At 70.4% G+C, this 26,183-nt stretch carries 18 protein-coding genes; 10 read left to right on the top strand and 8 right to left on the bottom strand.

Annotated features, from left to right (window positions below):
• The first annotated feature begins 56 nt into the window (after positions 1-56).
• From BM109_RS20615 to BM109_RS20580, 8 genes are all read left to right on the top strand, one after another.
• Entirely contained in the window at positions 57-2,951 is a 2,895-nt protein-coding gene (locus BM109_RS20615) for an ATP-binding protein (protein ID WP_177239415.1), read from the top strand.
• 177 nt (positions 2,952-3,128) lie between these two features.
• A complete protein-coding gene (locus tag BM109_RS20610) occupies positions 3,129-4,076 on the top strand; it encodes an amidohydrolase family protein (protein ID WP_093346406.1) in 948 nt (315 codons plus the stop codon).
• A 110-nt stretch (positions 4,077-4,186) separates the two neighbouring features.
• Entirely contained in the window at positions 4,187-7,150 is a 2,964-nt protein-coding gene (locus tag BM109_RS20605; protein ID WP_093346403.1) for a type VI secretion system Vgr family protein, read from the top strand.
• A 35-nt stretch (positions 7,151-7,185) separates the two neighbouring features.
• Positions 7,186-9,834, top strand: a complete 2,649-nt coding sequence (locus BM109_RS20600) for a DUF2169 family type VI secretion system accessory protein (RefSeq protein ID WP_093346401.1) — start codon at positions 7,186-7,188, stop codon at positions 9,832-9,834.
• Positions 9,831-10,883 (top strand): pentapeptide repeat-containing protein, encoded by a 1,053-nt coding sequence (locus BM109_RS20595; protein ID WP_093346398.1) that lies wholly within the window; start codon positions 9,831-9,833, stop codon positions 10,881-10,883. Before BM109_RS20600 ends, BM109_RS20595 begins: the two co-directional genes overlap by 4 nt.
• A 45-nt stretch (positions 10,884-10,928) precedes the next feature.
• Positions 10,929-11,558, top strand: coding sequence for a DUF3540 domain-containing protein (locus BM109_RS20590; protein ID WP_093346396.1), 630 nt, complete (start codon positions 10,929-10,931; stop codon positions 11,556-11,558).
• A gap of 7 nt (positions 11,559-11,565) precedes the next feature.
• Complete coding sequence (locus BM109_RS20585; RefSeq protein WP_093346393.1) at positions 11,566-11,961, top strand: DUF4150 domain-containing protein; 396 nt, start codon at positions 11,566-11,568, stop codon at positions 11,959-11,961.
• A gap of 108 nt (positions 11,962-12,069) precedes the next feature.
• Positions 12,070-13,020, top strand: coding sequence for a helix-turn-helix transcriptional regulator (locus BM109_RS20580; protein ID WP_177239414.1), 951 nt, complete (start codon positions 12,070-12,072; stop codon positions 13,018-13,020).
• Between the two features lie 15 nt (positions 13,021-13,035).
• Here the strand turns inward: BM109_RS20580 and BM109_RS20575 are convergent, their stop codons facing one another.
• Genes BM109_RS20575 through BM109_RS20545 form a run of 7 tightly spaced genes read right to left on the bottom strand, consistent with a single transcriptional unit; the run spans position 13,036 to position 20,015 of the window.
• On the bottom strand, positions 13,036-14,166 hold the full coding sequence (locus tag BM109_RS20575) for an SMP-30/gluconolactonase/LRE family protein (protein ID WP_093346386.1): 1,131 nt from the start codon (positions 14,164-14,166) through the stop codon (positions 13,036-13,038).
• Between the two features lie 36 nt (positions 14,167-14,202).
• Positions 14,203-15,093 carry an alpha/beta fold hydrolase gene (locus BM109_RS20570; RefSeq protein ID WP_093346383.1) on the bottom strand — a complete coding sequence of 297 codons (891 nt, stop codon included), beginning with the start codon at positions 15,091-15,093 and terminating at the stop codon, positions 14,203-14,205.
• Positions 15,090-15,905, bottom strand: coding sequence for a shikimate dehydrogenase family protein (locus tag BM109_RS20565; protein WP_177239413.1), 816 nt, complete (start codon positions 15,903-15,905; stop codon positions 15,090-15,092). Before BM109_RS20565 ends, BM109_RS20570 begins: the two co-directional genes overlap by 4 nt.
• Entirely contained in the window at positions 15,898-16,716 is an 819-nt protein-coding gene (locus tag BM109_RS20560) for a sugar phosphate isomerase/epimerase family protein (RefSeq protein WP_093346378.1), read from the bottom strand. The genes BM109_RS20565 and BM109_RS20560 overlap by 8 nt, the downstream gene beginning before the upstream one ends.
• The gene (locus BM109_RS20555) at positions 16,713-18,155 is read right to left on the bottom strand and encodes an FAD-dependent oxidoreductase (protein ID WP_093346375.1); all 1,443 of its coding nucleotides are present in this window, start codon (positions 18,153-18,155) and stop codon (positions 16,713-16,715) included. Before BM109_RS20555 ends, BM109_RS20560 begins: the two co-directional genes overlap by 4 nt.
• Before the next feature lie 14 nt (positions 18,156-18,169).
• Complete coding sequence (locus BM109_RS20550; RefSeq protein WP_093346373.1) at positions 18,170-18,997, bottom strand: alpha/beta fold hydrolase; 828 nt, start codon at positions 18,995-18,997, stop codon at positions 18,170-18,172.
• 10 nt (positions 18,998-19,007) lie between these two features.
• Positions 19,008-20,015, bottom strand: a complete 1,008-nt coding sequence (locus BM109_RS20545; protein WP_093346370.1) for a Bug family tripartite tricarboxylate transporter substrate binding protein — start codon at positions 20,013-20,015, stop codon at positions 19,008-19,010.
• A 122-nt stretch (positions 20,016-20,137) separates the two neighbouring features.
• Here BM109_RS20545 and BM109_RS20540 point away from each other — a divergent pair, with 122 nt between their 5' ends.
• Positions 20,138-21,025 carry a LysR substrate-binding domain-containing protein gene (locus BM109_RS20540; protein WP_057589983.1) on the top strand — a complete coding sequence of 296 codons (888 nt, stop codon included), beginning with the start codon at positions 20,138-20,140 and terminating at the stop codon, positions 21,023-21,025.
• A gap of 161 nt (positions 21,026-21,186) precedes the next feature.
• Complete coding sequence (locus BM109_RS41650; protein ID WP_143129213.1) at positions 21,187-24,339, top strand: PAS domain-containing protein; 3,153 nt, start codon at positions 21,187-21,189, stop codon at positions 24,337-24,339.
• A gap of 21 nt (positions 24,340-24,360) precedes the next feature.
• On the opposite strand, the gene BM109_RS20530 is transcribed toward BM109_RS41650, so the two are convergent.
• Positions 24,361-25,971 (bottom strand): patatin-like phospholipase family protein, encoded by a 1,611-nt coding sequence (locus tag BM109_RS20530; protein WP_093346366.1) that lies wholly within the window; start codon positions 25,969-25,971, stop codon positions 24,361-24,363.
• Positions 25,972-26,183: the final 212 nt, after the last annotated feature.

The following is a 26,183-nucleotide window of genomic DNA, read 5'->3' as shown; positions in this document are numbered from 1 at the left end:
CGCCCGATGCGCATCGCCCCGCCGCCTCGCAACCGACGCCCCGCGATGAACCGATGGTGAGTGCCCCGCTTCCGCCCCTGCGCTTCGGTCCCTTCGTGCTCGACGCGGCCGCCGGCCGCCTGCTGCGCGACGACGCGCCCGTCGCGCTGCAACCCAAGGTCTTCGCGCTGCTCTGCGCGCTCGCGGGCCACCCCGGCCGGCTGATCGCCAAGGCCACGCTGTTGCAACAGGTCTGGCCCGCGCAGGTGGTCAGCGACGCCGTCGTCAAAACCGCGATCAACCAGCTGCGCATCGCGCTCGGCGACGATCCCTCGCAGCCGCGCTACGTCGAAACCGTGCCGCGCCGCGGCTACCGCTTCATCGCCGGCATCGAAGGCGCCACGGTAGCCCCGCCCGCCTGGGTGCAGCAGGCCGGCGACCGGATGGTCGGTCGCCAGGCCGCGCTCGATGCGCTCCATGCGGCCTGGCAGCAGACGCGCGAAGGCACGGCGCAGCTGGTGTTCGTGATCGGCGAGGCCGGTATCGGCAAGACCACGCTGATCGACCACTTCGCGCGGCATGCGGGCGCGGTGCTGGTGGCACGCGGCCAGTGCGTCGAGCAGGGCGGCCAGGACGAGCCGCACATGCCGATCCTCGAGGCGCTCAACGGCCTGTGCCGCAGCCACCCGGGCGCGGTGCCGCGGATACGGCGCATCGCGCCCACCTGGCTGGCCCAGATGCCCTGGCATGCGAGCGAGGCAGAACGGCTCGCGCTGCGGCAGGAGATCGACGGCGTGGGTCCGGGGCGCGTGCTGCGCGAGTTCCGCGAGATGCTGGACCGGCTGGCCGAGCCCCAGCCCATCCTCCTGGTCCTCGAGGACCTGCAGTGGAGCGACCTGCCCTCGCTGCAACTGATCGAGCACCTGGCCAGCCGGCGCGAACGCGCGCGCTGGATGCTGGTGGCGAGCCTGCGCCCCGCCGATGCGCAGGGCCGGCCGACCGCCGTGGCCGACCTGCATGCGCGGCTGCGGCTGCGCGGCCTGGCGCGTGGCCTCGAACTGGCCGCGTTCTCCGCGGGCGAAGTGGCCGAGTACCTCGCGGGCCGCTATGCACGGCAGCCCCCATCGACCCACCTGGCGCAGCGGCTGCATGCGCAGACCGGCGGCCTGCCGCTGTACCTCGCGACCTGGCTCGATGCCGCCGACCGCGAGCACGCGGACACGCAAGACGGCCCGGTCGGGCCTCCGCCGGACGCCTTCGCCGAGCCGCCGGCACGACTGGCGCAAGGGCTCGCGCACCTGATCGAGCGGCAGCTCGAGCTGCTCGAGCCCGAGGACCAGTCGCTGCTCGAGGCGGCCTCGGTGCTCGGCGTGGAGTTCTGGAGCCAACCGCTGGCCTCGATGCTCGAACGCTCGCGGCTGTCGGTGCGCGCGCAGATCGACCGGCTCGCCAGGCAGGGGCAGTGGCTGGTGCCGCTCGCGGTCGAACGGCTGGCCGACGACAGCTTCGACGCCCGCCATGCCTTTCGCCATGCGCTGCATCGCCACGTGCTCTATCAGCGCCTGGGCGCGGCGCGGCGCGCCGAACTGCACCGCCGTGCGGCACAGGGCCTCGAGGCCATGGCACCGCTCGGCCTGCCGGTGGCGGCCGCGGAGCTGGCCGAGCACCACGAGCGCAGCCACGACGCGACCGCCGCGATCCGCCACAGCGCGGAGGCGACACGGCTCGCGGTCGCGCGCTTCGCGCCGCAGGAAGCGGTGCGGCTCGCGCGCCGGGCGCTGGCGCTGCTCGGCCGCAGCGATGCGCTGCCGCCACCCGAGCGCGATGCGCTCGAACTCGGGCTGCATGCCCACCAGGCCGTGGCCTTCGCGCAGTACCTGGGCTTCGCGGCGCCCGAGCGCGAGGTCTCGCTGGCCCGCGCGCTCGAGCTCTGCGAACGCCGGCCGGCGGCCGCCGCGCATGGCTGGATCCATGGCGGCCTCGGATGGATCCACATGGCGCGCGCCGACTACCGGCAGGCGCTGCGGATGGCCGAGCGCGTCGAGGCCCTGGGCCGGCGCTTCGACGATCCCGCGGTGGTGGTCTGCGCCATGAACCTGCGCGGCACCACGCTGTCGTTCCAGGGCGACTACGCGGCGGCGGCGAGCTGCCTGCGCGAAGGGCTCGCGATCTGCGCGCGCGACGAGGCGCGCATCGCGGGCGCGCCGTTTCCGATCGACCCGGTGGTGTCGATGCTCGCCAATTCCGCGCTGCCGCTGGTGATGGTCGGCGAGATCGACATCGCCTTGCAGCATCTCGCGCGGGCACGCGAACGCGCCCTGCGGCTCGGCGCGCCGATGGCCAGCATGCTGGCCGCCTGGGGTGCATCGACCGCGGGCGCCGCGCTCGGCGAAGCCGCGCTGGTGGCCGAGATGCTGCCCACCCTGCAGGCCGCGGCCGGTGCCGACGACATCGGCCAGGCCGAGGGCCCGGCACTGTGGTTCGACGGCTGGATCGCCGGGCACGGGCCGCGCCGGCCCGCGCAGAGCGCGACGCAGCGCATCCGCGCGGCGCTCGAGCGGCACCGCCAGCGCGGCATGTTCGCGGGCGCGAGCCAGGTCCACCTGTACGCGGCCGAGGTGGCGCTGCGCGCCGGCCAGCTCGACGAGGCCCGCGCCGAGATCGACGCCGGGCTGCACAGTGCCGAGCAGTTCGGCGAAGCCGGCCATCTCAGCGACATCCACCGGCTCGATGCCCGCTGGCACGCCGCGCAGCACGACGATGCCGAATCGCGACGCGCGCTCGAGCGTGCGTTGCACCACGGTGTGGCGCAGCAATCGGCCTGGGCCGCGCTCGCGGCGTGGATCGAACTCTGCGAACGGCCCGACGCCCGCGAGGCGGAGCGCGCGGGACTGTCGCGGGCGCTCGCGCAGGTGCGAGGTGGCGAAAGCCTCGCGCGCGTGCAGCGTGCCAGGTCCCTGCTGCAGCGCTGAGGGACTTTCCCCCTCCCCCTTTGGGGGAGGGCCGGGGTGGGGGCACGCAGCGTCCCCACGACCACCCCCTATCTCTTTCGGCTGACGCTTACCAATCGCTGACCGTCTTTCCTTCTCCCCGCGTTTAACGTGCATCTCCCCCGGGGCGAAGGCCCTCCCGCCGCACGAGGACACGCCATGCACTGGACCGATCGACGACGACTGCACCGCCTGGCGCGCGCGCTCTGCCTGCGCGCGGGCCTGCTGTGGACCGTGGCCCTGCCGGCCTGGTCGCAGACCGTGCCGCTGCCCGATGCGCGCTCCGTCGCGCCGATGATCCCCTTCGCCGACGCGCACGTGCATCTCAACGACCTCGCGATGCAGCTCGCGCTGATGGACCGCTGGGGCGCCACGCATGCCGTGGTGTTCTGGGGCGGGCGCAGCAGCAACGATGCAGTGGCCGAGGCCGCGAAGCGCCATCCCGACCGGTTGATCCCCTTCGCCTCGATCTCGCCCGAGCGCAGCATCTACCGTCCGGGCTGGAGCGCCGACGATCCGGCCCTGCTCGCGCAGCTCGACGCGCTGCTGGCCACCGGGCTCTACAAGGGCATCGGCGAGATCTCGGCCGCGCACTTCCCGGCATCGGGCTTCGCGGAGACCGACTACAGCCCGACCGGCGCGACCATGACCGGCATCATGACGCTCGCGCGCAAGTACCGGCTGCCGGTGATGGTGCACGTGGAATCCACGCGCATGGCCGAGCTGCAACAGATGCTCGAGCGCTTTCCCGACGTGCCCGTGATCTGGGCCCATGGCGGCTACACGCCGCTGTTCCTCGCGCGGCGGCTGCTCGATCGGCATCCCAATCTGCACTACGAACTCAGCGCGCGCACCTGGCCGCGCCATCCGCGCTCGCCCGACTACACCGTGCTGCGCGACGGCCAGAACGTCTGGCCCGAATGGCTCGCGCTGATCGAGGCCCAGCCCCACCGCTTCCTGATCGGCACCGACGCAAGCCACCGCTCGGCCGACGCCGAGGCCATGAAGTTCGCGAGCGTGCAGAACGTCCTGGGCCAGCTCGCTCCCGAGGCGCGGGAACTGGTGGCGCGCGGCAATCTCCTGCGGCTCGTGGGGGTGAAACCTTGAAGCGAACGGCTGCGGCCGAGGAATTCGCGGCCATTGCAGGACGCGCGGCCATCCATTCGAGCGGAACGACCATCGCGCCGCGCCCGCCGATTTCGAACAATCGATGACCCATGCACACGCACGACATCCGCATCGACACCGACTCCCCCGTCGCCAACGACCTCATGTTCTGGAGCCTCATCGGCCACGAGGGCCTGTCGCGCGCCGCGATCTACGAACTCACGGTGCTGTCAAAGAACGGGCATGTGCAACCCAAGGACATCCTGGGCCGCGCCTTCGACATCGGCATCGACTTCCTCGATGCCCATGAGCTCCCGCATACCCGCCACTGCCACGGGCACGCCGTGCGCTTCCTGCGCGAAGGCCGCACCGGGCGCTACCACCGCTACCGCATCACGCTGCGCTCCTGGTTCTGGCTGCTGACCAAGCGGCGCAACTCGCGCATCTTCCAGGACAAGCCGGTGCTCGATGTGCTCAACGGCGTGTTCGAGGACAGCCCGGCGCGGCGCATCCGCAAGACCAATGCCGACGGCGTGATCGGCGCGCACGAACCGCATCGCTACTGCGTGCAGTTCCAGGAGAGCGACCACGATTTCCTCTCGCGGCTGCTCGAGGCCGAGGGCATCTACTACTGGTTCGACGCGCACGACGAGCCGGGCCGGTTGCAGCTCGCCGACACCAGCTTCGTCGCGCACAAGCGCCTGCCGGCCACGCCGGTGCTGCACTACACCGACGTCGCGGGCGAGGCGCGCTTCAACGAGATCACGCGCTGGATCTCCACGCAGCGGCTGGACACCGGCAAGCACGCGGCGCGCGACAGCGACTTCAAGGCCATTCGCAAGAACATCGGCGCCACCATCGACGCCGCCGACGAGCACGAGCTCGCCGAGTTCGAGGACTTCGAATACCCGGGCGACTACTTCAGCGTCGAGCACGCCGAGGCCACGGCCAGGATCCGCGGCGAGGAACTGATCGCGCGCCGAGACCGCCATTGGGCCGTGACGACCTGGCCCGATGTGGGCGTGGGCCGCAGCTTCGTGCTCGAAGGCGACGCGCCCGAGCTGGCACGCGGCGAACACCTGATCGGCGCCTGCAGCTTCGTCATCACCCATCCGGGCTACGAAGGCGCCGACGACGAGCGCACGCGCAAATGGCATGCCGAGCGGCTGTGCGGCCTGATCGCGGGCGATGCGGTCAACGACGGCGCGGACGGCGTGCTCGACGAGCTGATCCGCACCGAGCGCACGCTGCACGATGCCCAGCGCGGCGTCTGCGTGTTCTTCCTCACCGTGCTGCCGATGCAGCTGCCGTTCCGCCCGCCGCGCCTCACGCCGCGCGTGACCATGCCCGGCCCGCAGACCGCGATCGTGGTCGGCCCCGAAGGCGACGAGCTGCACGTGGACGAGCACGGCCGCGTGAAGGTGCACTTCCACTGGGACCGCTACGACGAGAGCAACGAGAAGTCGACCTGCTGGGTGCGCGTGTCGCAACCCTGGGCCGGCAAGGGCTGGGGCGGCTACTTCGCGCCGCGCATCGGTCAGGAGGTGATCGTCGACTTCCTCAACGGCGACCCCGACCGGCCCGTGATCGTGGGACGGGTCTACAACGACGACCAGCCCATCCCCTACAAGTCGCCCACGCAGAGCGGCTTTCGCACGCGCTCCACGCCCGGGGGCGATGCGAGCAACTACAACGAGATCCAGTTCGAGGATCGCAAGGGGGAGGAGCTGTTGTCGGTGCATGCGGAGCGGGACATGCGGCGCAATGTGGAGCACGACGACACGACCGGCATCGGCCGCGATCAGTGGCTGCGCGTGGATCGCGACCAGCACACGCACGTGCACCGCGACCAGACCTTGCTGGTGGACCATGAGCGCAAGCTGCACATTCGCAAGAACGAATCGCATCAGGTCGACCTGACGCAGCGCACGAAGATCGGCGAGGAGCAGCACACCCATGTGGTGTCGAACCAGGTGACGCAGGTGGATGGCGTTCAGTCGACAACGGTCAAGGGTGACCTGTTTACTCACACGCAGTCATCCCGGCAGGACATGACGGACGGCGACGAACGACGGCAGGTCAAAGGCAACCAAACCATCGTGGTCGACGGCAACCTCGGCTACAAGGCCACCAACATGATCTTCGAGGCGAAGCACATCGACTTCAAGGTGACGGGGGCGAACTCGATGGTGCTGGAGTCCCCCAAGGGACCGTACTCGATCATGGCCAACAAGTTCACGCTGATGAGCAATACCGACGCGTCGATCATCGCCGCTGGCGGCATCAATCAGATATCCATCGAAAACAACGTCACAGCCTACGGCTCCAACAACGGTGCCTACATGGGGACATCCAGCGACGTCAATATAGGGCTCGCCCGTAGCACCTTCCTGGGTATCGCCATGGATGCTGCTTTTGCAGGTTCGCTGCGCACCACCATCGGATTCGACATGGAAATGACGACCGGTGCCACGATCAGCACTGCGAGCGTATCGAGCATCGAGATGGTGCCACTGAAGATCTTTGCGCCAGCAAGCAATGGCCAAGCCATCGCCGGCGGCGCAAAAGCCTTGAGCGCTCCTGCCGCTGTCTATGCTTACCAAGCTTCTGCACTCGGGCTGGTGTTTGGCATCGGCTCTGGATTCCTTGGCCTCGGCGAGATGGGTGAGCAGTTCAGCGACGCGAATGCAGAACTGAAGGAGGCAGCCCAGGCGGCGGCCGATGCCGGCCACCCCGGACTCGCAGCGCGGCTGCGTCGTCTGATGGACAGCCCCTCTCGTTCGATGGCAGACGATGCGCCCACCAGCACGAAATCAACCAAGGGCGACGAGTTCACGGAGGACTACTACGACTACTACGTGGATCCCAACAAGCCAGGTCGTGTTCCTCGGCCCGGCGATCTGGACTACAGCCCTTACTTTGAGCGCGCAGAAACTCGTGTCTGGGGTCCCAATGATCGGAGCCTCCACCCGGACCGCGGCCCTCAACGCCCGAAAGGGCTCGACGATCCGCCGCCCGAACCCGGCTCGGGCGATGCCTCCAAATCAGGCGAAAGCGAGCCACCTTCTAAGTGAGAAGGCAAACAGATAGTCGCTCGCACCTAGCTTCCATGCACATCATCAAACCCCAATCCCTGGGCCTGTCCTTCCGCCCCATGGAGTTCCGCCACCGCTTCGGCCTCAGCGTCTCCGGCTACCTCCATGTCCCCTTCGCCCAGGCCGAGCGCGGCACGCTCTGGGCCGAGCAGTCGATGTGGGACTTCCTTGCCAAGGAAATGGCGTCGCCAGTCATCGACGAAGGCATCGCGAAGCTGCATCCCGAATTCCTGGTCCATGGCCATGCCTACGCGCCCGCGGTGGACACGCGCGCCGTCGCGGTGCGCGCGCGCGTCGGCCAGCGGGAGAAGACCGTGCTGGTCTTCGGCGAGCGTCGATGGGAAGGGCGCGACCCCACGGCACCGTTGCCGTTCTCGAAGATTCCACTCGACTGGGCCCATGCCTACGGCGGCCCCGATCACCCGGCGAATCCGCAGGGCAAGGGCCGCGCGGTGCTCGAAGGCATTCGCGCCCTGCCGCACCTCGAACTGCCGCACGATCGCCTGCTCGAGATCGACCAGGCCATCGCGCCGGCGGCCTTCGGTCCGCTCGATCTGACGCATCCGCAGCGCGCGGCCTGGCGTGGCACCTACGACGAAGACTGGCTCACGCGGCATGCGCCCGGGTTCGCGCCCGATACCGATTGGCGCTTCTTCAATCTCGCGAGCCAGGATCAATGGTTCGATGCACCGCTGAAGGGCGACGAGGACTTCGCCTTCGATCACATGCATCCCGACCGGCCCTACGTCGCGGGCCGCCTGCCGGGCCTGCGCGTGCGTGTGTTCGCGGGCCGCGCGCCGGACCAGGGAAGCGGCGAGCCCGCGACGCTCGACGAGATCCCGATGCAGCTCACCACCGTCTGGTGCTTTCCGCATGCCGAACGGCTGGTGCTGGTCTTTCACGGGCTGGCGCAGACCGGGCGCGACGATGCCTGCGACATCACGCGCCTGCTCGGCGCGGTCGAGCGCATCGACGAGCCGCGCGATCCGCAGCACTACCTCGACACGCTGAACAAGCGCGCCACCGGCAGGCATGCCGCGCTCCATGCGCTCGACGACAGCGCGCTGCTGCCGCCGGGCATCGACACCGCCGATCCCGCCACCGAAGCCGCGCAGGCCGCGCTGCGCCCCGACGGGCTTCAGGAGGACGCGCAGTACCGCCGCGCCGCGATCGACGTCGAGATGGCACGGGACCAAGTGCGCACCCAGGGCAAGGATCCCGATGCGCTGGGACTTCGGCTGCCGCCGCGCCAGCAGCCGCCCAAACCCGAGGAGATGCCCGCCTTCATCGAACGCACGATCAAGGACATGGAAGCCCAGGAGTGGGCCGCCCTGGAGGACACGGTCACGCTGCTCGAGAACGCCAGGGAATTCGCGCAGAAACACCGGGTCGACCTGAAGCAGGCGCAGCACCGCGGGCCGCCGCGGTTCAGCGCGCGCGACGAACTCGCGCGCCTCGAATCGGCCCATGCCGGCGCCGGCAAGGCCTTCGACCGCAATGCCTTCGTGCCCCGGCTGCAACAGGCGGAAGCCGTTGCGCGTTCGAACTACCTGCAATCGGCGCATCGCCAGCCACCGGCGGATCCGCTGCCCGCGGCGCAGGCGGCCGAGCGCCGGCGCGAGCTGCAATGGATGCTGGCGCACGGCTTCCGGCGCTGGCTGGGCTTCGACCTGACCGGCGTCGACCTGTCGAACCTCGACCTGCGCGGCGTCGACATGACGGGTTCCTGGCTCGAGAGCGCGAACCTCACGAACGCCAACCTGACGGGCGCGGTGCTGCGCCTCTGTGTGCTCTCGCACGCCTGCCTCGAAGGTGCGGTGGCCATCGAGGCGCAGCTCCAGGGCAGCAACCTCGGCGGCGCGCGGCTCGCGAACGCGGTGTTCGACCGCGCCGATCTCACGGGCGCGCAGCTCGGCGGCACGGCGCTCGTCGCCACGCAGCTGCGCGAGGCCGTCATCGACAACCTGCAGTCGATGGACACCAGCTGGGGACCGGCCGACTGGAGCGGCGCGCGCGGTGCCGGCCTGCTGTTCCACAAGCTCGACCTGCGGGGCCTGGTGCTCGATGGCGCGCGACTGACCGGCTGCCAGTTTCTCGAATGCCGCCTCGAGGGCCTGAGCGCGCGCGATGCGGTCTTCACGGGCAGCACCTTCGTCGGATGCCGCCTCGACGACGCCCGCCTCGCGGGTGCGAACCTGTCCGGTGCCACCTTCGTGCAGTCCTGCGTGCTGCGCGGCGCGGACCTGTCGGACGCCCGGCTCGACGGCGCCAATCTGGCGGACTGCGATCTGGGCGCGGCCCGGCTCACGAGCGCCGTGCTCGACGGCGCCCACCTCGCGGGCGCCTGCTTCGAGCACTGCGATGCCGAACTCCTCAGCGCGCGCGGCGCGATGCTTTCGCGTTCGCGCTGGGCCGGTGCCAGGCTCTCGGGCGCGAACCTGCGCGAGGCGATCCTGCAGCATGCCGACCTGCGCGGCTGCGACCTGCGCAACGCCAACCTGTTCGGGGCCGACCTGTCGCGCATTCAGCTCGACGCCGACGCCCGCTTCGACGGGGCCTTGTTGACGCGCGCACGAACCTATCCGCGACTGACGCCCGAGCAGCAGGCAGCGGCCGCGCGCCAGGCGCATGCACGCGCACAGGCCCTGGAGCAGCCCGCATGAACGCCACGCTGCTGGGCATCGCGATCCTGTTCGGCGAGACCCTGGAGGGCAAGGACTTCCGCAAAGGCGCCTATGCGGGCGCCCGCGTGGCGGGCGGTGTCTTCTCGCGCAGCCAGCTGAACGAGGCGGACCTGCGTGGCGCCGATGCGCGCGAATGCGTGTTCGATCGCTGCGACCTGCGCGGCGTGCTGTTCGGCGGCGCCAACCTGCGCCGCACGGTCTTCAACCAGTGCGAGATCGACCATGCGGACTTTCGCGACGCCAACCTGCAGGGCGCCGTGTTCTCCGAATGCCGCGCGACGCATGCCCAGCTCTCGGGTGCCGCGCTCGCCATGGCCACCTTCACGCGCTGCACGCTCGACCATGCGGGCATGGCGGGCGCGGGGCTGCAGTCGAGCAGCTTCAGCAGCTGCAGCCTGGTCGACGTGAACGCCGACGACACGCACTGGGAGCATGCGGCGATGATCGAATGCGATGCGTCGCGGCTGACATGGGAGCGCGCGACGCTGCGGCGGGTCACCTTCCACAGGACCGGCCTGGAGCGCAAGTCGTTCCGCGGCCTCGCGCTCGAGGCCTGCCAGTTCAACGAGGCGCGCCTCTCGGGTGCCGACTTCCGCGAGGTCGCGCTCGCGCAGTGCAACTTCATGCACGCGCAACTCGACGACGCCGACTTCACGCGCGCCCGCGCGCCCCAGGCGATCTTCTGCGGCGCTTCCGGCAGCGGCGTACTTTTCGCCGGGGCCCATCTGTCGCAGGCCCTGTTCACCGGCGCCACGCTGCCGGGCGCGCGCTTCGATGCCGCCAACCTGCACCAGTGCCATTTCGCCGACGCGCGACTGCAGCGCGCGTCGCTGCGCGATGCCGACCTGAGCCATGCAGACTTCAGCGGCGCCGACCTCTGCGGCGTGGATGCACGCGGCGCGACGCTCGTGCGCGCGATGCTGCATGGCGCCCGCACCGACGATGCGCAACTGCCCGACCGGGCGCGCGCCATCGAGATCGACGAAGACCGCGCCCGGGCCGATGCCTGGCGGCCGGTCGCGGCCTGAACGCACCCTCCCCACCGCCAAGAAGAAGACGAAAGCACGGACACCATGTCGAACCTCCCGGCGCTCGAGCGCCTCGCCCCTTCCACCCGCGCCGAGGCCTTCGTGGCGATCGTCACCGCCGCGCTGCCCGACGGCTGGACCGTGGCCGATGCCGGTGCGAGCCATCGGGCGCGACGCGCCGCCAGCTGCCTGCTGCGGCCCGAGGTCGGCGACAGCGTCGCCTGCATGCGCGTGGCGATCGGCGAATGGTGGATCACCGCGGTGCTCGACCGCGCGGAGGGCACGCCGCAGACCTGGCATTGCGACGGGCCGGCGCGGCTCGAAGTCGGCGGCGGACTCGCGATCGCGGGCGCGGATGTGCGCATCGACAGCCCGCGCTTCGCGGTCCGCTCGCGCAGCGTCGAGTTCACGGCCGACGAGACGCTTTTCGTCGGCGAGCGCATGAGCCTCATGAGCCGGCAGGTGCGGTTCGTCGGCGCCATGCTCCACAGCGTGTTCGACCGGGTCAGCCATTTCAGCCGCAGCTACCTGCGGCGCACCGAGGGACTGGACCGCGTCCATGCGGAACACCTCGAGCAGGAGGCCGACACGCTGTTGCGCATCAGCTCGGAACACACGCTGATCGACGGCGAGAAGCTGGTCAAGGCGCGCGGCGGCCAGATCCACTTCGGGTGAGGCCGCGATGTTCTCGAACTGCCAGCTCATGGGCACCGACATGGCCTTTCCCGACGTCTGCATGACGCCGGCCGCGCCGTCGCCGATCCCGGTGCCCTACCCCAACATCGCGATGGGACCGATGGCCATACCGAACTGCCCGACCGTGCTGATCATGGGCGGCCCGGTCCACAACATGGCCACCACCATCCCCATGACCAACGGCGACAACGCGGGCGTGCTGCTCGGCGTGGCCTCGGGCACGGTGATGGGGCCGAGCCGCCATACGACCGGGTCCACCACCGTTCTCTACCACGGCATGCCCGCCACCCGCCTCACCAGCACCACGATGCAGAACAGCACCAACGCCATGGGCGCGCGCATCGCGCCGAGCCAGACGCTGGTGCTGATCCTCGCACCCTAAGGTCTATCGCCAATGGCCAACGCGGCAAGGGGCACCCTAGGACCTCCGGCGGAGTGTCAAGCAGGCGCGCGATCACTAGCATCCGCTGTTTTCCGATTTCTTCCTCGCATGTCGAAGACCTTCAAGCGCGGGCGCCACCACGCAGCCCCGCACGAGACCGCACCCGACACCGAACGGCTCATCGCACGCCTCTGGTTCGAGCCGGTGCTGAGCTTCCAGTACCGCTGCGCGGCGAACGACGCGGTCGAGGTCCGCAGCCGCTCGCATGCGCCGCTGTACGTGTTCTGCGACGACGGCTGGCGCGTGCGGATGGCCGACGGGGTTCATCTCGCGAACAAGGGCGACATCCTGTTCCTGCCGCGTGGCGGCGTGCACCTGGTCTTTCGCGACGAACAGGTCGTGCCGCGCGGCATCGAGGACCTGGTTCGCGCAGGCTTTCGCAATCGCCACGGTGTCTATGCGGTGGGCTCCGAGAACGACGCGCTCGTCGCGGGCAGCTTCTTCGAGACCAGCGCCCTGATGGAACACCCGCTGATGGCGCTGTTGCCCGAGGTGGTGCACTGCAAGGCCGGCGAAGGCGCCGGGGATGCGCGCGTGGTCGACTGGGTGCGCTGGATCTCCGACCTCGACGCCGGCAATGCGATGGCGATGGGGCCTTCGATCAACGGCATCCTGCGCATGCTGCTGTCGCGCCACTTCGCCGACCCGGCCCATGCGGTGGGACTGGAGGCCGCGCCCGGACGCCGCGATCGCCAGCTCTCGACGGCCGTGCTCGCGATGCACGAGCATCCCGCGCGCAACTGGACCGTCGATGCGCTGGCGGCGCTGTGCCACCTGAGCCGCAGCGCCTTCGCTTCGCGCTTCAGCCAGCAGTTCGGCCTGCCGCCGCTGCGCTACCTCTTCCACACGCGCATGCGCATCGCCGCGCGCCTGCTGAAGGAGCAGCGGCTCACGCTCGACCAGGTGGCGCAGCAGGTGGGCTACTCGAACGGGCTCGCGCTCTCGCGTTCCTTCAAGCGCGCCACCGGCATGCGACCGCGCGGCCAGGCGCAGCCCTGACGCGGGCCCTCGACCTCAGGGCGCGGGTACCGATCCGCTCTTGCCCACGCGCAGCCGGTACACCTTGCCCACGCCCACGGTCGCCACGTAGAGCATGTTCGCCTCGGCGCCGCGGCCGAAACCCACGTTCACCGGGCTCTCGCGGTTCGGCAGCACGAGCCGCGCCACGAGCTGGCCCGCGGGCGTGAGCACATAGAGGCCCGGCCCGCCGGGCGAGGATGGCAGCGCGAGATAGACGTTGCCCTCGGTGTCGGTGGCCATGCCGTCGACGCAGCCGGCCTTCTCGAGATCGAGCAGCACGCGCGGCGCACCGGGCTGGCCCGCGGCATCGAGCGCATAGGCCAGCAGGCCGCCCGAACCGGTGCGGTCGAGCGGGGCCGGGCCCTGCTCGCCGAGCGCGTTGCTGCCAGGGTCGCACAGGCCTGCATAGAGCGTGCGCCCGTCGGGCGAGAGCTCGACGCCGTTGACCTTGGCGTTGTCGCCGAGGATGCGGACGATGGGCCACAGGCCCTTGGCGCCGCTGCCCGCGGCCGGCGGGTCGAGCCGGTAGACGGCATGGATGCGCTGCTCGATGGTCTCGGGGCCGAACAGCCGCAGGTCGGAGAAATAGATGCGGCCCGCGCGGTCGATGGCCACGTCGTTGGGCGCATTGAGCTGCCGGTTGTCGTGGAAGTAGGCGACCACGCGGTACTCGCCGCTGCGCAGATCGGTGACCGACACACGACGACCGCCGAAGTCGGCGCCCTCGGCCGCCACCAGGCGGTCCTGCGCATCGATGGCCAGGCCCGCCGCCATGTTGCTGGGCTCGCGGAACACGCGCGGCCGCCCGCCCGGCGGAATCACCCAGATGCGGCCGCTCTGCACGCCCCTGGCATCGCTGCAGCCGACCGAGCGCGTGATCTCGGTGAAATAGACGCTGCCGTCCGAGGCGGTGGCGATGCCCTCCATCACGCCGCAGCCGCCCGCATGCACGGTGTCGAACGCGGTCGATGGAAAGAACTCCTGCTGGCGCGCGAGCGCCGCGTCCTGCAGGCCGCTCAGGCGAACGGGTGGCTGGGGTTGCGCGTGCGCAAAGGCGGACTGCAACAGCGCCAGTGCGATGCACAGCGGCGCCAGCAGGCGCAAGCGGAGGGTCCTGTCTCTCATGGTCTTCTTCTCCTTCGTGAATCCGGGTGCGGCCCTTCAGGCGTGGCGCCGCAGGAACGGCAGCACGTGTGCCAGCACCTCGTCGGGCGCCTCCTCGGCCATCAGGTGGCCGCAGTCGACGGTGCCGCCCTCCACGGTGTCGGCCCAGGTCTTCCAGACTTCGGCCGGGTCGGGCCGCGCGCTGTTCGACGCGCTCCACAGCACCTGCACCGGGCAGGCCAGGCGACGGCCGGCCGCGAGGTCCTCGCGGTCGTGCTGCAGGTCGATCGAGGCGGCGGCGCGGTAGTCCTCGAGCATCGCGTGGCGCACCGATTCCTTCGCGAAGGCGCGGTGGTACTCGGCCAGCGCCTCGGGCGTGATGGCGTCGACCTTCTGCACCATGTTGCGCAGGGTCCAGTCGAGGTAGTAGGCGGGATCGGCGCGCAGCATGCGCTCGGGCAGGTCGAAGGGCTGCGCGAACAGGTACCAGTGGAAGGCCTTGAGCCCGAAGGCCATGCCGGCGCGCTTCCACATCTCCTCGGTGGGAATCACGGTGAGCGAGACGAAGCAGCGCACGGCCTCGGGCGTGTCGAGCGCGAGCCGGTAGCCCACGCGCGCGCCGCGGTCGTGGGCCATGACGGCGAAGCGCTCGAAGCCCAGCGCGCGCATCAGCGCGAGCTGGTCGGCGGCCAGCGTGCGCTTGCAGTGGTTGAGGTGCAGCGGATCGCCGGCGGGCCCGGTGCTGTCGCCATAGCCGCGCAGGTCGGGCGCGACCACGGTGAAATGCCGTGCGAGCACGGGCGCGACGCGGTGCCAGGCCACGTGCGTCTGCGGGTAGCCATGCAACAGCAGCAAAGGCGGTCCACTGCCGCCGACTTCGACGTGGATCCGCGCATCGCCGAGTTCGATGTTGCGCGCCTCGAAACCAGGGAAGAAAGGCGCGCTCATCGCAGCACCTCGGCGAAGAAGTCGGCCATGGCCTCGAGCTGCTCGTCCATCATGTGGCGGCCGTGCACGATGCGCGCACCCATGGATTCGGCGAGCGCGAGCAGCGCGGTGGTGGGCGGCTCCATGATCACGTCGGCCACCGTCTGGCCCGCGCGGATCGCCGAGGGCGCGATCGGCAGCGGGTCGTCCGCGCGCATGCCGGCGGGCGTGGCGTTGACGAGCAGGTCGCGCGGGCTCTCGCCATCCCATGCGCCGGCGTTGCAGCCCGATGCACGCAACCGCGCGACGAGATCGGCACACTTCGCGTCGTCGGCATCGCGGATGTCGATGGAGGCGGCACCCGCGGCGGCGAGCGCGAAGGCGATCGCATTGCCCGCGCCACCGGCGCCCGCGAGGCCGACGCTGCGGCCCCGCACCTCGAAGCCGTTGCGCACCAGGCCCGCGAGAAAGCCGGCGCCATCGAGCAGTTCGCCCTGCCAGCCCTGGCCATGGCGGCGCAGCACGTTCACGGCGCGGGCCTCGCGCGCCGCACGCAGCAGTTCGATCGGCAGTGCCGCCACCTGCTGCTTGTGCGGCACGGTGACGACGATGCCCGCGAGGTTGCGCACCGCATGCAGGCTCTGCAGCAGCGGCGCCACGTCGTCGGCGCGCACATGCAGCGGCACCAGCACGGCGTTGAGGCCGCGCCGCTGCAGACGCTGCGTCAGCGGCAGCGGCGCCTTCACCTGCGCGATCGGGTCGCCGATGATGCCGAGCACGGCGGTGCTGCCGTCGAGCTTGAGGCCGTTCCAGTCGAGGGTGTTGTCAGGCATGGGCGAAGCCGTTTCGTTGCAGGAAGGAGGTGGTGGCGCGATAGGCGGCCGCGGCGCGCGCATGAGGATCCATCGTGGCCATGCGGATGGCGCTGGGTGCCTCGACCGACAGCAGTGCATCGCCGGCCAGGGAGGCGAGCAGCGCGGCCAGCGGCAGCGCGCCCTCGCCCGGAAACAGCCGGTGGGCCCGGCCTTCTTCGGCGGGCGAGAGGCCCGGGTGGCGCTGCGCGGGCGCGTCGTTGATCTGCATGAAGCCGTGGTCGATCCGCTCGGCATGCAGGTCCGACAGCTGGCAGCCGGCGCGGCAGAAGTGCAAGGCATCGACCACGATGCGCGCATCGGACGCTGGCACCGCGGCCACCAGCCGCTGTGCATCGGCCAGGCTGCGCGCGGCGGTGTAGACCATGAACTCGACGCCGAGCGACAGCCCATGCGGCCGCGCCCGTTCGGCCAGCGCGGCGATGCCGTCGGCGGCGCGCGCGAGATCGGCATCGTCGACATTGACCATGAGGCAGCGCGCGCCCAACGCCTGTGCCGATTCGAGCACGCCGGCCAGTGCCGCGGCGTCGAAGCCCGGCTTGATGCGCGCGATCTCGATGTCGTGCACCGCCATGCCCAGGTCGCTCAGCCGCGCCAGCGTCTCGCGCAGCATCGCGCCGCCCACGGCCATCGGGAATGGCGCCTCGCCGAGACGCGCGGGCAGCAAGCGGATGCCGACACCCGCGAAGCCCGCCGCATGCGCGGCCTCGACCAGCCGCGGCGGCGCCGCATCGAGCATGCCGAGATGGGCCAGTGCGAGCCGGAAGCTCATGCGGTCGCCTGCGCTTCCGTGGCCACCGGCGCGGTCTGCCGCAGCGGCACGCCCTGCGCCATCAACAGCGCCTGCAGCCGGCCCACGTCGACCTCGCGCGGCAGCACGCCCGCATCGGCCGCCAGCGCGGCCGCGGTGCCGGCCGCCTGGCCCGTGAGCCAGCATTGCGGGATCTCGCGCATGAAGCCGTGCGAGTTGGTGTCGCACGAGATGTGCTTGCCCGCGGCGAGCACGCCGTCGAGCCGCTCGGGCACCAGCGCGCCGTAGGGCACCGAGATGTTCGGGAACTTCGGCGAGGGACTGGGGCTGATGCCGATCTCGTCGGCCTCGACCGCGCCCGCGTCCCAGTCCGCGCGCCGCACGCTCTTCACGCCCGCGAGGCGCCGGCCATGCCGGGTGCCGATCTGCGGCGCCATCAGCATCGGCCAGGCCTGCTCGAAGCCCGGCGCATGCGCGCGGTAGAAGGCCAGGTGCTCGGCCATGCTGCGGCGCGACTCCCATTCGACCTGCGTCATCTCGTCGACGTCGAGCGCGCTGAAGCCCGACTTGCGCGGACCGAGGAAGGTGGCGACGTCGTCGCGCCAGGAGACGATGGGCTTCTCGAAGCTGCCCAGCGTCTCGCGCCCCTGCGCCAGCAGCGCCGAGTAGGCCTGCGGCTGGTGCGCGCGGAAGTCGAGCCAGCGCCGCATGTCGACGCCCGCGAACAACCACGAGGTGTTGATGCAGTGGTGGATGTCGTGCGCGTCGATGTCGGACGAGAAGGCCGCGCCCGCGGCGGCGTAGAGGTCGCCCTCGCCCGTGGTGTCGACCACCACGCGCGCGAGGATGGCGCGCCGGCCCTGCTTGCTCTCGAACACGGCGCCGGTCACGCGCCCGGCCTCGGCGATCGGCGCGACCATCCAGCCGTGCAGGATCAGGTCGACGCCGGCCTCGCGCACCATCTGGTGATACACGCCCTTGAGCATCTCGGGGTCGATGGTCGGCGAATGGGTGACCACGCCGTGGAAGGCCGCGGTGCGCAGCGACCAGTGCTCGGCCTTGGCGGCGTCGCGCGAACCCCAGTCCTCGCGCGGCGGGCCCGCGACGGCCTCGCGGCCCAGGCGGTCCATGAACTCGGCCGCCAGGCCCTGGATCACGTGCCGGCCCGACCAGTCGGTCATGCGGTCGATCCAGATCACGAGGCCACCGGTCGACAGGCCGCCCAGGTGGTTGTAGCGCTCGAGCAGCACCGTGCGCGCGCCGCTGCGCGCCGCGGCCACGGCCGCCGCCACGCCCGACGGGCCGCCGCCGAGCACCAGCACGTCGCAACGCTCGTGCACCGGCACCTGGCGCGCCGGTTCGGTGATGTGGCCGTGCGGCTGGCGCGTGCGGCGCTCGCCCTGGCGCGCATGCACGTCGGAGCGGAAAAAATGGCGTTCTTCGGGGGTCAGGGTTCCCATCGCGAGGCTTTCATTCAGGAAGAAGAAGCGGCCGGGGCCGCGAGATCGGTCAGCAGTTCGGTCAGCGCCGCGGGCGCGGTGACCATGGCGTCGTGCCCGGTGGCCAGCGTGCGCAGTTGCCAGCCGGCATCGGCGCGCACGCGCGCCTTGGTGGGTTCGAGCGTGGCGATCGGGTCGCCCGTGCACTCGATGCAGGTCTTGGGCAGGCCGTTGCCCAGCGGCGCCTTCAGCAGCAGCGGCTGCAGGTAGGTGCCCACGGGCTGCGGCGTGAGGTGGCGCGCGACCCAGGCGGCATCGGCCGGGTCCTTCACGCCGAAGGCCGAGGGCGGCAGCGCGGCGGCGGCGCCCACGCCGCCACCCGTCTCGCGGATGGCCTTCAGGCGCTGCTCGACCACGGCCGGCGGGAAGTCCGAGAACAGGCTCTTGCCGGGCTCGAGCAGCAAGGCATCGAGGTAGACGAGCTGGCGCAGCCTCTGCGGCACGCGGTCGGCCACGCCCGAGATCACGATGCCCGCGTAGCTGTGGCCCACCAGCACCACGCGCTCGAGTTCCTCGAACTGCAGCAGGTTGACGACGTCCTCCACGTGGGTGTCGAGATTGACCTGCGGCGAGATCAGGTGGCGCCGCTCGCCGAGGCCGGTGAGCGTGGGCGTGTACACCGCATGGCCGCGTTCGCGCAGCCGTGCCGCCACGCGCGACCAGCACCAGCCGCCATGCCAGGCGCCGTGCACGAGCACGAAGGTCGAGGGCTGTGCCGCGCGCGCCGGTTGCGCGAGGGCGGCCGATGCAAGGCTGGCACCGGCGATGCCGGCCGCGCCCGAGAGGAGGTGTCGGCGTTTCATGCGCGGCCCCTCATTCGCTGCGCACGCCGGTGCGCTGGATCACGCCGCCCCACATCGCCGTGTCCTGGGCGATGGTGCGCGTCAGCGCCTCTGGCGCGGTGCCCAGCGCCTGCCAGCCCTGGTCGAACAGCCGCTGCCGCACCTCGGGCGCCTTGAGGATGCGCGCGATCTCTTCCGACAGCCGCTGCACCACAGGCGCCGGCAGGCTCGCGGGGCCGAAGATCGCGTTCCACGAGGCCACGTCGAAGGACTGGCCGGCCGCCAGCGCCGACTGCAGCGGCGGCAGGTCCGCGAAGGCCGGGAACGGCGCGGCGGTGCTGACGCCATAGAGCCGCAGCCGCCCGTTGCGCGCCTGCGGCACGGCGATCGACGGGATCATGAACGACAGGTCGATCTGCTGCCCCATCAGCGCGGTCGCCACCTGCGGAAAGCCCGGAAACGGCACGTGCACCGCCTGGATGCCGCTCAGCGTCTTGAGCAGTTCCATCGCCAGGTGCGAGCCCGAGCCCGGCCCGACCGAGCCGTAGCTGAGCCGGTCGCCGCGCGAGCGGGCATGGGCCAGCAGGCCGCGCAGGTCGGTGGCGGGCATGTCGGTGCTACCGGCCAGCACGAAGGGGCTGCTGCCCACCAGCGAGATCGGCCGCAGGTCGCGCGCCACGTCGTAGGGCACGGCGGGGTTCAGCAGCTTGGCGGTGGTCAGCGGGCCGTTGCCAGTCAGGCCGATGGTGTGGCCATCGGTGGCCCGGGCCACCGCGGTCACGCCGATGGTGCCGGCGGCGCCGACCTTGTTCTCGACGATCACCGCCTGGCCCAGCACCTGCGCCAGCGGATCGGCGACGGTGCGCGCCAGGGCGTCGGGCGAGGAACCCGGCGGAAAGCCGACGACCAGCCGCACGGGCTTCTGCGGCCAGGGCGCCGCGGCCCGCGCCGGCCGCACCCAGGCGGGCACGACCGAGGCCGCGAGCGCGCCCTGCAGCAGGCGCCGCCGCGGCGGCGAGAAGGACGGGGGGTGATGCATGGATGCGGTCTCCTGTTCGGGCTCATGGGTCCCGTGAGGCTTCATTCTTGACCCGCGATCCAGCTTGGAACGTGATGTTTGATGATCGCTTCCATCACGTTTCGTGATTGAATCGAGGCCCCATGCCGACCCCGAACACCCCCGCCCCGCGCAGCCACACGGCCGACATCGACCTGCTGCGCGTGTTCGACACGCTGGTGCGCATCGGCAGCTTCACCACCGCGGCCAAGGCGCTGTCGCGCACGCAGTCGGCGGTCAGCATGCAGATGCGCCGACTCGAGGAGCAGCTGGGCGTGCAGCTGGTGGAGCGCGGCAGCCGCAAGCTGGTACCCACGGCCGAGGGCCTGCAGCTGCTGCCGCTGGCGCGCCAGATGCTGCGGCTCAACGACCAGCTGTTTCGCGACGTCGATGCGCAGGAGGTCTCGGGCAGCGTGCGCCTGGGCTCGATCGAGCACTACGCCACGCGCGTGCTGCCGGCGCTGATCGCCGAGTTCTGCCGGCTGCATCCGCGCATCCACGTCGAGCTGCAGCATGGCGTGTCGTCGCTGATGCACGCGGAGCTGGGCGCGCGCTACGACATGGTCATCGGCATCGGCCCGGTCGGCTCGGGCGAGGGACTGCCGCTGTCGAAGTCGCGCATCGTCTGGGCCGCCGCGCCGGGCTCGTCGACGCACCTGCAACGGCCGCTGCCGCTGGCGCTCAACCCCGAGGGCGCGATGCTGCGCGACTGGGCCACCCACGCGCTCGACCGCGCCGGCATCCCCTGGCGCATCGCCTACACCAGCACCACCGTCACCGGGCTCGAAGCGGCGGTGCGTGCCGGCATCGCGGTGGGCGTGTTCCGCGAGGCCACGATCTCCAAGCGGCTGCGCATCCTCGGCGCCAAGGAGGGCCTGCCCGCGCTGCCCGAGTCCGAGGCCTGGCTGGCCACGGCGCCGCTGCCGGGGCGCAAGGCGGCCGAGCTGCTCGAGGCGTTCCTGATCCACCGATTGCGCAAGTCGCAGCGCTGAACGGCGCGCGCGGCGCGCAGCCTCCCGTCCTTCCGGCCTGTCAGCGCCCGCCCCTCGGCCGGGGTTGAAACCCGCTGACTTCCCGCCGGCACCGCGCCCCTCTATATTTGCCGGCATTTCCGCCCGGCGAGGCGGCGGCTCGCCCACGAAAGGCACAGGCAATGATGGACGGTTCCGGCAACACGCAGCGAACGGACGACGAAGGAGAACACACGCATCTGGCCTTCCTCGAGGGCGGCGGCGAACTGGGCCGCCTGGTGCGCGACTTCCCCTGGGAGCGCACCTCGCTCGGGCCGATCGCTGCCTGGCCGCAGAGCCTGCGGACCGCGACCAGCCTGCTGCTGCGCTCGCCGGTGCCGATCGTGATGCTGTGGGGCGAGCCCGGCTTCATGATCTACAACGACGCCTATTCGGTGTTCGCAGGCGGCCGTCATCCGCAGCTGCTGGGCTCCGAGGTGCGCCAGGGCTGGCCCGAGGTGGCGGACTTCAACGACCACGTGATGAAGGTCGGCCTGGCCGGCGGCACCCTGGCCTTCAAGGACCAGGAGCTGGTGCTGCACCGCCACGGCAAGCCCGAGCCGGTGTGGATGAACCTCGACTACTCCCCGGTGCTCGACGAGAGCGGCCGCCCCGCCGGCGTGCTGGCGATCGTCATCGAGACCACCGAGCGCGTGCATGCCGAGGCCGCGCTGCGCGAGAGCGAAGCGCGCGCCAGCGGCGTGCTCGAGGGCATGGCCGAGGGCTTCGTGCTGGTCGACGCCGAGTACCGCGTGCTGGCCATCAATGCCGAGGGCATGCGGCTGGAGACGCGCTCGCGCGAGGAGATCCTCGGCCGCACCCTGTGGGACGCCTGGCCGGGCACGCTCGACAGCGCCTTCGGCCGGCTCTACCGCCAGGCGATGAGCGAGCGCCGGCGCGTCGAGATCGAGCACTTCTACACCTGGCCCAGCGGCCGCAGCGCCTGGATCGAGATGCGCGCCTATCCCTCGGGCGACGGGCTCGCGATCTTCTACCGCGACATCTCGGAGCGCAAATCGGTGGAGGAGCGCGAGCGCTTCCTGCTCAAGCTCAGCGACACGGTGCGCGACCTCGCCGACCCGGTGGCCGTGACCCGCGCCGCCGCCGAACTGCTGGGCCGCCATCTCGCGGTGGGACGCGCGGGTTATGGCGTGGTCGATGCCACGCAGAAGCACGTGACCGTGGCGCGCGACTGGAGCGCCGGCGCCATGCCCGGCCTCGCGGGCGAATCGCGCGTGCTCGACGGCTTCGGCCCCGAGGTGGTGGCCGAGCTCAAGGCCGGTCGCACGCTGGTCATCGCGGACTTCCGCGCCGATGCGCGCGCGGGCGGCGCGTATGCCGACACCTGGGAGAGCATCGGCACGCGCGCGCTGGTCGTGGTGCCGCTGCTGCGCGCGGGCGCGCTGCGGGCCGTCTTCTACCTGCACCAGGCCGCGCCCAGGACGTGGACACCGCACGAGATCGAGCTGGCCGAGCTGACCGCCGAGCGCACCTGGGACGCTGCCGAGCGCGCACGCATCGAGGCGCGGCTGCGCGACAGCCGCGACCGGCTCGCGATGGAGACGCAGACGCTGGAGATCATCAACGGCACCGGCGCGCAGATCGCCGCCGAGCTCGACCTGCAGAAGCTGGTGCAGCACGTGGTCGATGCCGGCGTGGAACTCACGGGCGCGAGCTTTGGCGCCTTCTTCTACAACGTGCTCGACGATGCCGGCGAGCGCTACATGCTCTATTCGCTCTCGGGCGCCGACCGCGCCGCCTTCGAGAACTTCGGCATGCCGCGCGCCACCGCGGTCTTCGCGCCCACCTTCCGCGGCGAGGGCGTGATCCGCTCGGACGACATCCTCGCGGATCCGCGCTATGCGCAGAACCCGCCGCACAAGGGCATGCCCAAGGGCCACCTGCCGGTGCGCAGCTACCTCGCCGTGCCCGTGGTCTCGCGCTCGGGCGAGGTCATCGGCGGGCTGTTCTTCGGCCATGTGCGCACCGGCATGTTCAGCGAGCGCTCGGAACGCGTGATGGTCGGCCTGGCCGCGCAGGCCGCGATCGCGATCGACAACGCGCGGCTGTTCGATGCCGTGCAGCATGCCAACACGCAGCTCGAGGAGCGCGTGAAGGCGCGCACCGCCGAGCTCGAGCTCGCGCACGAGCGGCTGCACCAGTCGCAGAAGATGGAGGCCGTGGGCCAGCTCACCGGCGGCATCGCGCACGACTTCAACAACATGCTGGCCGTGGTCATGGGCTCGCTCGAGCTGCTCAAGCGCCGCATGGGCGACAGCGATCCGCGCGCCCAGCGCTACACCGAATCGGCCATGGACGGCGCGCGCCGCGCCGCCGTGCTGACCCAGCGGCTGCTCGCCTTCTCGCGCCAGCAGCCGCTGCGGCCCGAGGCCATCGACGCCAACAAGCTGGTGGCCGGCATGTCCGACCTGCTGCGCCGCGCGCTCGGCGCCGAGGTGCAGCTCGAGACCGTGCTGGCCGGCGGCCTGTGGCGCGCGCACGCCGACCCGAACCAGCTCGAGAACGTCATCCTCAACCTCGCGGTGAATGCGCGCGACGCCATGCCCGAGGGCGGCCGCCTCACCATCGAGACCCAGAACGCCCACCTCGACGGCCACTACGCCAGCACCCACCTGGGCGTGCCCTCGGGGCAGTACGTGATGATCGCCGTGACCGACACCGGCATGGGCATGAGCGAGGAGGTCATCGCCAAGGCCTTCGACCCCTTCTTCACCACCAAGGGCGTCGGCAAAGGCACCGGCCTCGGCCTGAGCCAGGTCTACGGCTTCGTCAAGCAGACCGGCGGCCACGTGAAGATCTATTCGGAGGTGGGCCACGGCACCACCGTCAAGGTCTACCTGCCGCGCTTCGCCGGTGCCGGTGCGGAAGATCCCGATGCCGAGCGCGCCGATGAGGTGCCGCTCGGCGAGATGCAGGAGGTGGTGCTGGTGGTGGAGGACGAGCCGGCCGTGCGCCAGTTCAGCGTCGACGCGTTGACCGAGCTCGGCTACCGCGTGCTCGAGGCCGATGGCGCCGCCGCCGCCCTGCGCCAGCTCGAGGCCCATCCCGAGATCGCGCTGCTGTTCACCGACGTCGTCATGCCCGAGGTCAACGGCGCCAAGCTCGCCGAGGAAGTGCGCCGCCGCTGGCCCGCGGTGAAGATCCTGTTCACCACCGGCTACACGCGCAACGCGGTGGTGCACAACGGGGTGCTCGACGCGGGGGTGGAGCTGATCGGGAAGCCGTTCACGCTGGAGGCGTTGGCGGTGAAGGTGAGGGAGGTGCTGGAGGGGTGAGCCCACCGCCCTCCGCTTGCGTCAGCGCCTTGCCGACAGCTCCTCATCGCCCGGTGGCAGGAAGCAGAACGCCATGGGCGTGTCGTGCTCGTAGTTCAGCGGCACCCCATAGCAGTCCTCGGTGTGATCGATCTCGACGCCGATGCACAGGGGCACGTACGAGTCCGGATTCACGCTCGGAACATCGACGGGCGCGGCCTTGTTCTGGATGAAGAAGTAGCCGAGCTGCTCGGTCGACACCAGGCTCCAGAGCTGGCGGTCCCGTGCGGCGTCCTGGCGCGCCTGCATGATCAGCTTCGGAGCGACGCCAGTATCGCCGCCCGACAAGGTCATGACGAAGCCGGTTCCCATCGCCGTCTCCAGGTACCACCAACCTTTCTCGGTGGAGGGCACGAACTTCCAGAGCTGGTTCTTCACGCTCGGGTCCGTCATGGGTTTGCGGCTGTAGGCGATGACCTGCGCCCCGGACGCACTCGATGCGTCCTTGATGTCGAGCACGCGAACGATGTTGCCCTTGTGGCGGATGAAGAACTCCGTCTTCAGCGGATCGATGTGACTGGCCTTCTGCGCCGCCGTCTTCGCGGGCGCCGACGAAGAGCGGCCCACGGCCGGGCCTGACGCCACCACGTCCCGCTTCCAGTAGGCATCGATCAGCGCCAGCGCGCCCGTGATGTCCACGCTGTTCCCGTGGCGCTCCAGCAGCGAGAGCGCCTGCTCATTGGTCGAATTTTCGGGAATGAAGCACGGCAGCCTCGGATTGAGGTTCACGTAGCGGTCGCCCAGCAGCATCTTGGCGATGTTCGGCATGAGTTCCGTCGAAGTCCCGTTGAGACTCATGTCGAGCACCGGCGACGAGCCCTTCTGGTTCATGAGGAACGGCGTGATGTTGTCGAAGGGGTTGTCGTCGCCATTCATCCACTGCGTGGCGCCCCAGTCGTGGGTATCGCTTTGCAGCCAGTAGGGCATGTAGCCCGTTCCGATCGTGATCGCGGCGATCTGGTCGAGGGAATAGCCGTTGCGGACCGCGAGGGCGATCGCGGCAACCGTGGGGTCGTGATTGAAGAAGGCGCCATCGACATTGCCGTTCATCGAGCCGAGTTGTCCCGGCATGGCGCCGCTGGAAGTCGCCGCATGCGCGATCGGCGTCTCGGCATTTCCCTCGAGGCCATCCGCCTTGTCCCGCTCCGTGCCGAGCATGTTGGTGAACATCATCGGCTTCCAGGGAGTGGGCATCATCTTGCCGTCGTTCTGGTCCGGTTCGACGCCGCCGACGTTGAACGAGACGAGCAGCACGTCGTGCCGCGCATCGGCGATCGGTGTCGTTCCATGGAGCTTCTCCTGGCTGACCAGTACCTCGTCGATCGGGTAGGCGGGCTTTCTCGGATCGGGGTTCATGGCGTTGTAGAACCCCACCTCGTGTTTGAACAGATCGATCAGGTTCTCGGGCTGCTTGCCCGCCAGCAATTCGCTGCTGATGATCGCCCCCGTCGAGCAGCCCGCGAACATCTTCGTCAGGTCCAGCAACGCCGGATTGGCGTCGCACAAGCGCTGCAGGATGGTGGCCGACAGCAGGCCACGGATACCGCCGCCGACGAACGAGATGATGGTGTAGAAGCCAGTTTTGGTCGACATCGCGAATCTCCTTTGAGTTGACCCCAATTGGGGAATCGCAGTGTCGATTTCCGATATCGGATTTGCACCTTACTTTTTCTTGCAATCGCCTTTCGAATACCGCCGAATCGAGCTTCCAATGAGAACGAAGGTATAGCTACGGATTCCGGTGAAATTGCGTGCAATGCCCTCTCCAATTCATGCGCGAAGCCTATTTCTCCGTAATTCCGGAT

Origin of the sequence: Variovorax sp. PDC80 (assembly GCF_900115375.1) — a bacterium.
Classification (GTDB): Bacteria; Pseudomonadota; Gammaproteobacteria; order Burkholderiales; family Burkholderiaceae_C; genus Variovorax.
The sequence above is the reverse complement of the archived record's forward strand: the minus strand, read 5'-3'. Positions and strand labels throughout refer to the sequence as shown.

What these genes read in the sequence shown, in the direction of transcription:
- BM109_RS20540 (WP_057589983.1), top strand. Translation starts at nt 20,138, where the DNA reads ATGCCGACCCCGAACACCCCCGCCCCGCGCAGCCACACGGCCGACATC.
- BM109_RS20595 (WP_093346398.1), top strand. Translation starts at nt 9,831, where the DNA reads ATGAACGCCACGCTGCTGGGCATCGCGATCCTGTTCGGCGAGACCCTG.
- BM109_RS20550 (WP_093346373.1), bottom strand. Translation starts at nt 18,997, where the DNA reads ATGAAACGCCGACACCTCCTCTCGGGCGCGGCCGGCATCGCCGGTGCC.
- BM109_RS20610 (WP_093346406.1), top strand. Translation starts at nt 3,129, where the DNA reads ATGCACTGGACCGATCGACGACGACTGCACCGCCTGGCGCGCGCGCTC.
- BM109_RS20570 (WP_093346383.1), bottom strand. Translation starts at nt 15,093, where the DNA reads ATGAGCGCGCCTTTCTTCCCTGGTTTCGAGGCGCGCAACATCGAACTC.
- BM109_RS20605 (WP_093346403.1), top strand. Translation starts at nt 4,187, where the DNA reads ATGCACACGCACGACATCCGCATCGACACCGACTCCCCCGTCGCCAAC.
- BM109_RS20575 (WP_093346386.1), bottom strand. Translation starts at nt 14,166, where the DNA reads ATGAGAGACAGGACCCTCCGCTTGCGCCTGCTGGCGCCGCTGTGCATC.
- BM109_RS20565 (WP_177239413.1), bottom strand. Translation starts at nt 15,905, where the DNA reads ATGCCTGACAACACCCTCGACTGGAACGGCCTCAAGCTCGACGGCAGC.
- BM109_RS20560 (WP_093346378.1), bottom strand. Translation starts at nt 16,716, where the DNA reads ATGAGCTTCCGGCTCGCACTGGCCCATCTCGGCATGCTCGATGCGGCG.
- BM109_RS20590 (WP_093346396.1), top strand. Translation starts at nt 10,929, where the DNA reads ATGTCGAACCTCCCGGCGCTCGAGCGCCTCGCCCCTTCCACCCGCGCC.
- BM109_RS20585 (WP_093346393.1), top strand. Translation starts at nt 11,566, where the DNA reads ATGTTCTCGAACTGCCAGCTCATGGGCACCGACATGGCCTTTCCCGAC.
- BM109_RS20600 (WP_093346401.1), top strand. Translation starts at nt 7,186, where the DNA reads ATGCACATCATCAAACCCCAATCCCTGGGCCTGTCCTTCCGCCCCATG.
- BM109_RS20555 (WP_093346375.1), bottom strand. Translation starts at nt 18,155, where the DNA reads ATGGGAACCCTGACCCCCGAAGAACGCCATTTTTTCCGCTCCGACGTG.
- BM109_RS20530 (WP_093346366.1), bottom strand. Translation starts at nt 25,971, where the DNA reads ATGTCGACCAAAACTGGCTTCTACACCATCATCTCGTTCGTCGGCGGC.
- BM109_RS20545 (WP_093346370.1), bottom strand. Translation starts at nt 20,015, where the DNA reads ATGCATCACCCCCCGTCCTTCTCGCCGCCGCGGCGGCGCCTGCTGCAG.
- BM109_RS41650 (WP_143129213.1), top strand. Translation starts at nt 21,187, where the DNA reads ATGATGGACGGTTCCGGCAACACGCAGCGAACGGACGACGAAGGAGAA.
- BM109_RS20580 (WP_177239414.1), top strand. Translation starts at nt 12,070, where the DNA reads ATGTCGAAGACCTTCAAGCGCGGGCGCCACCACGCAGCCCCGCACGAG.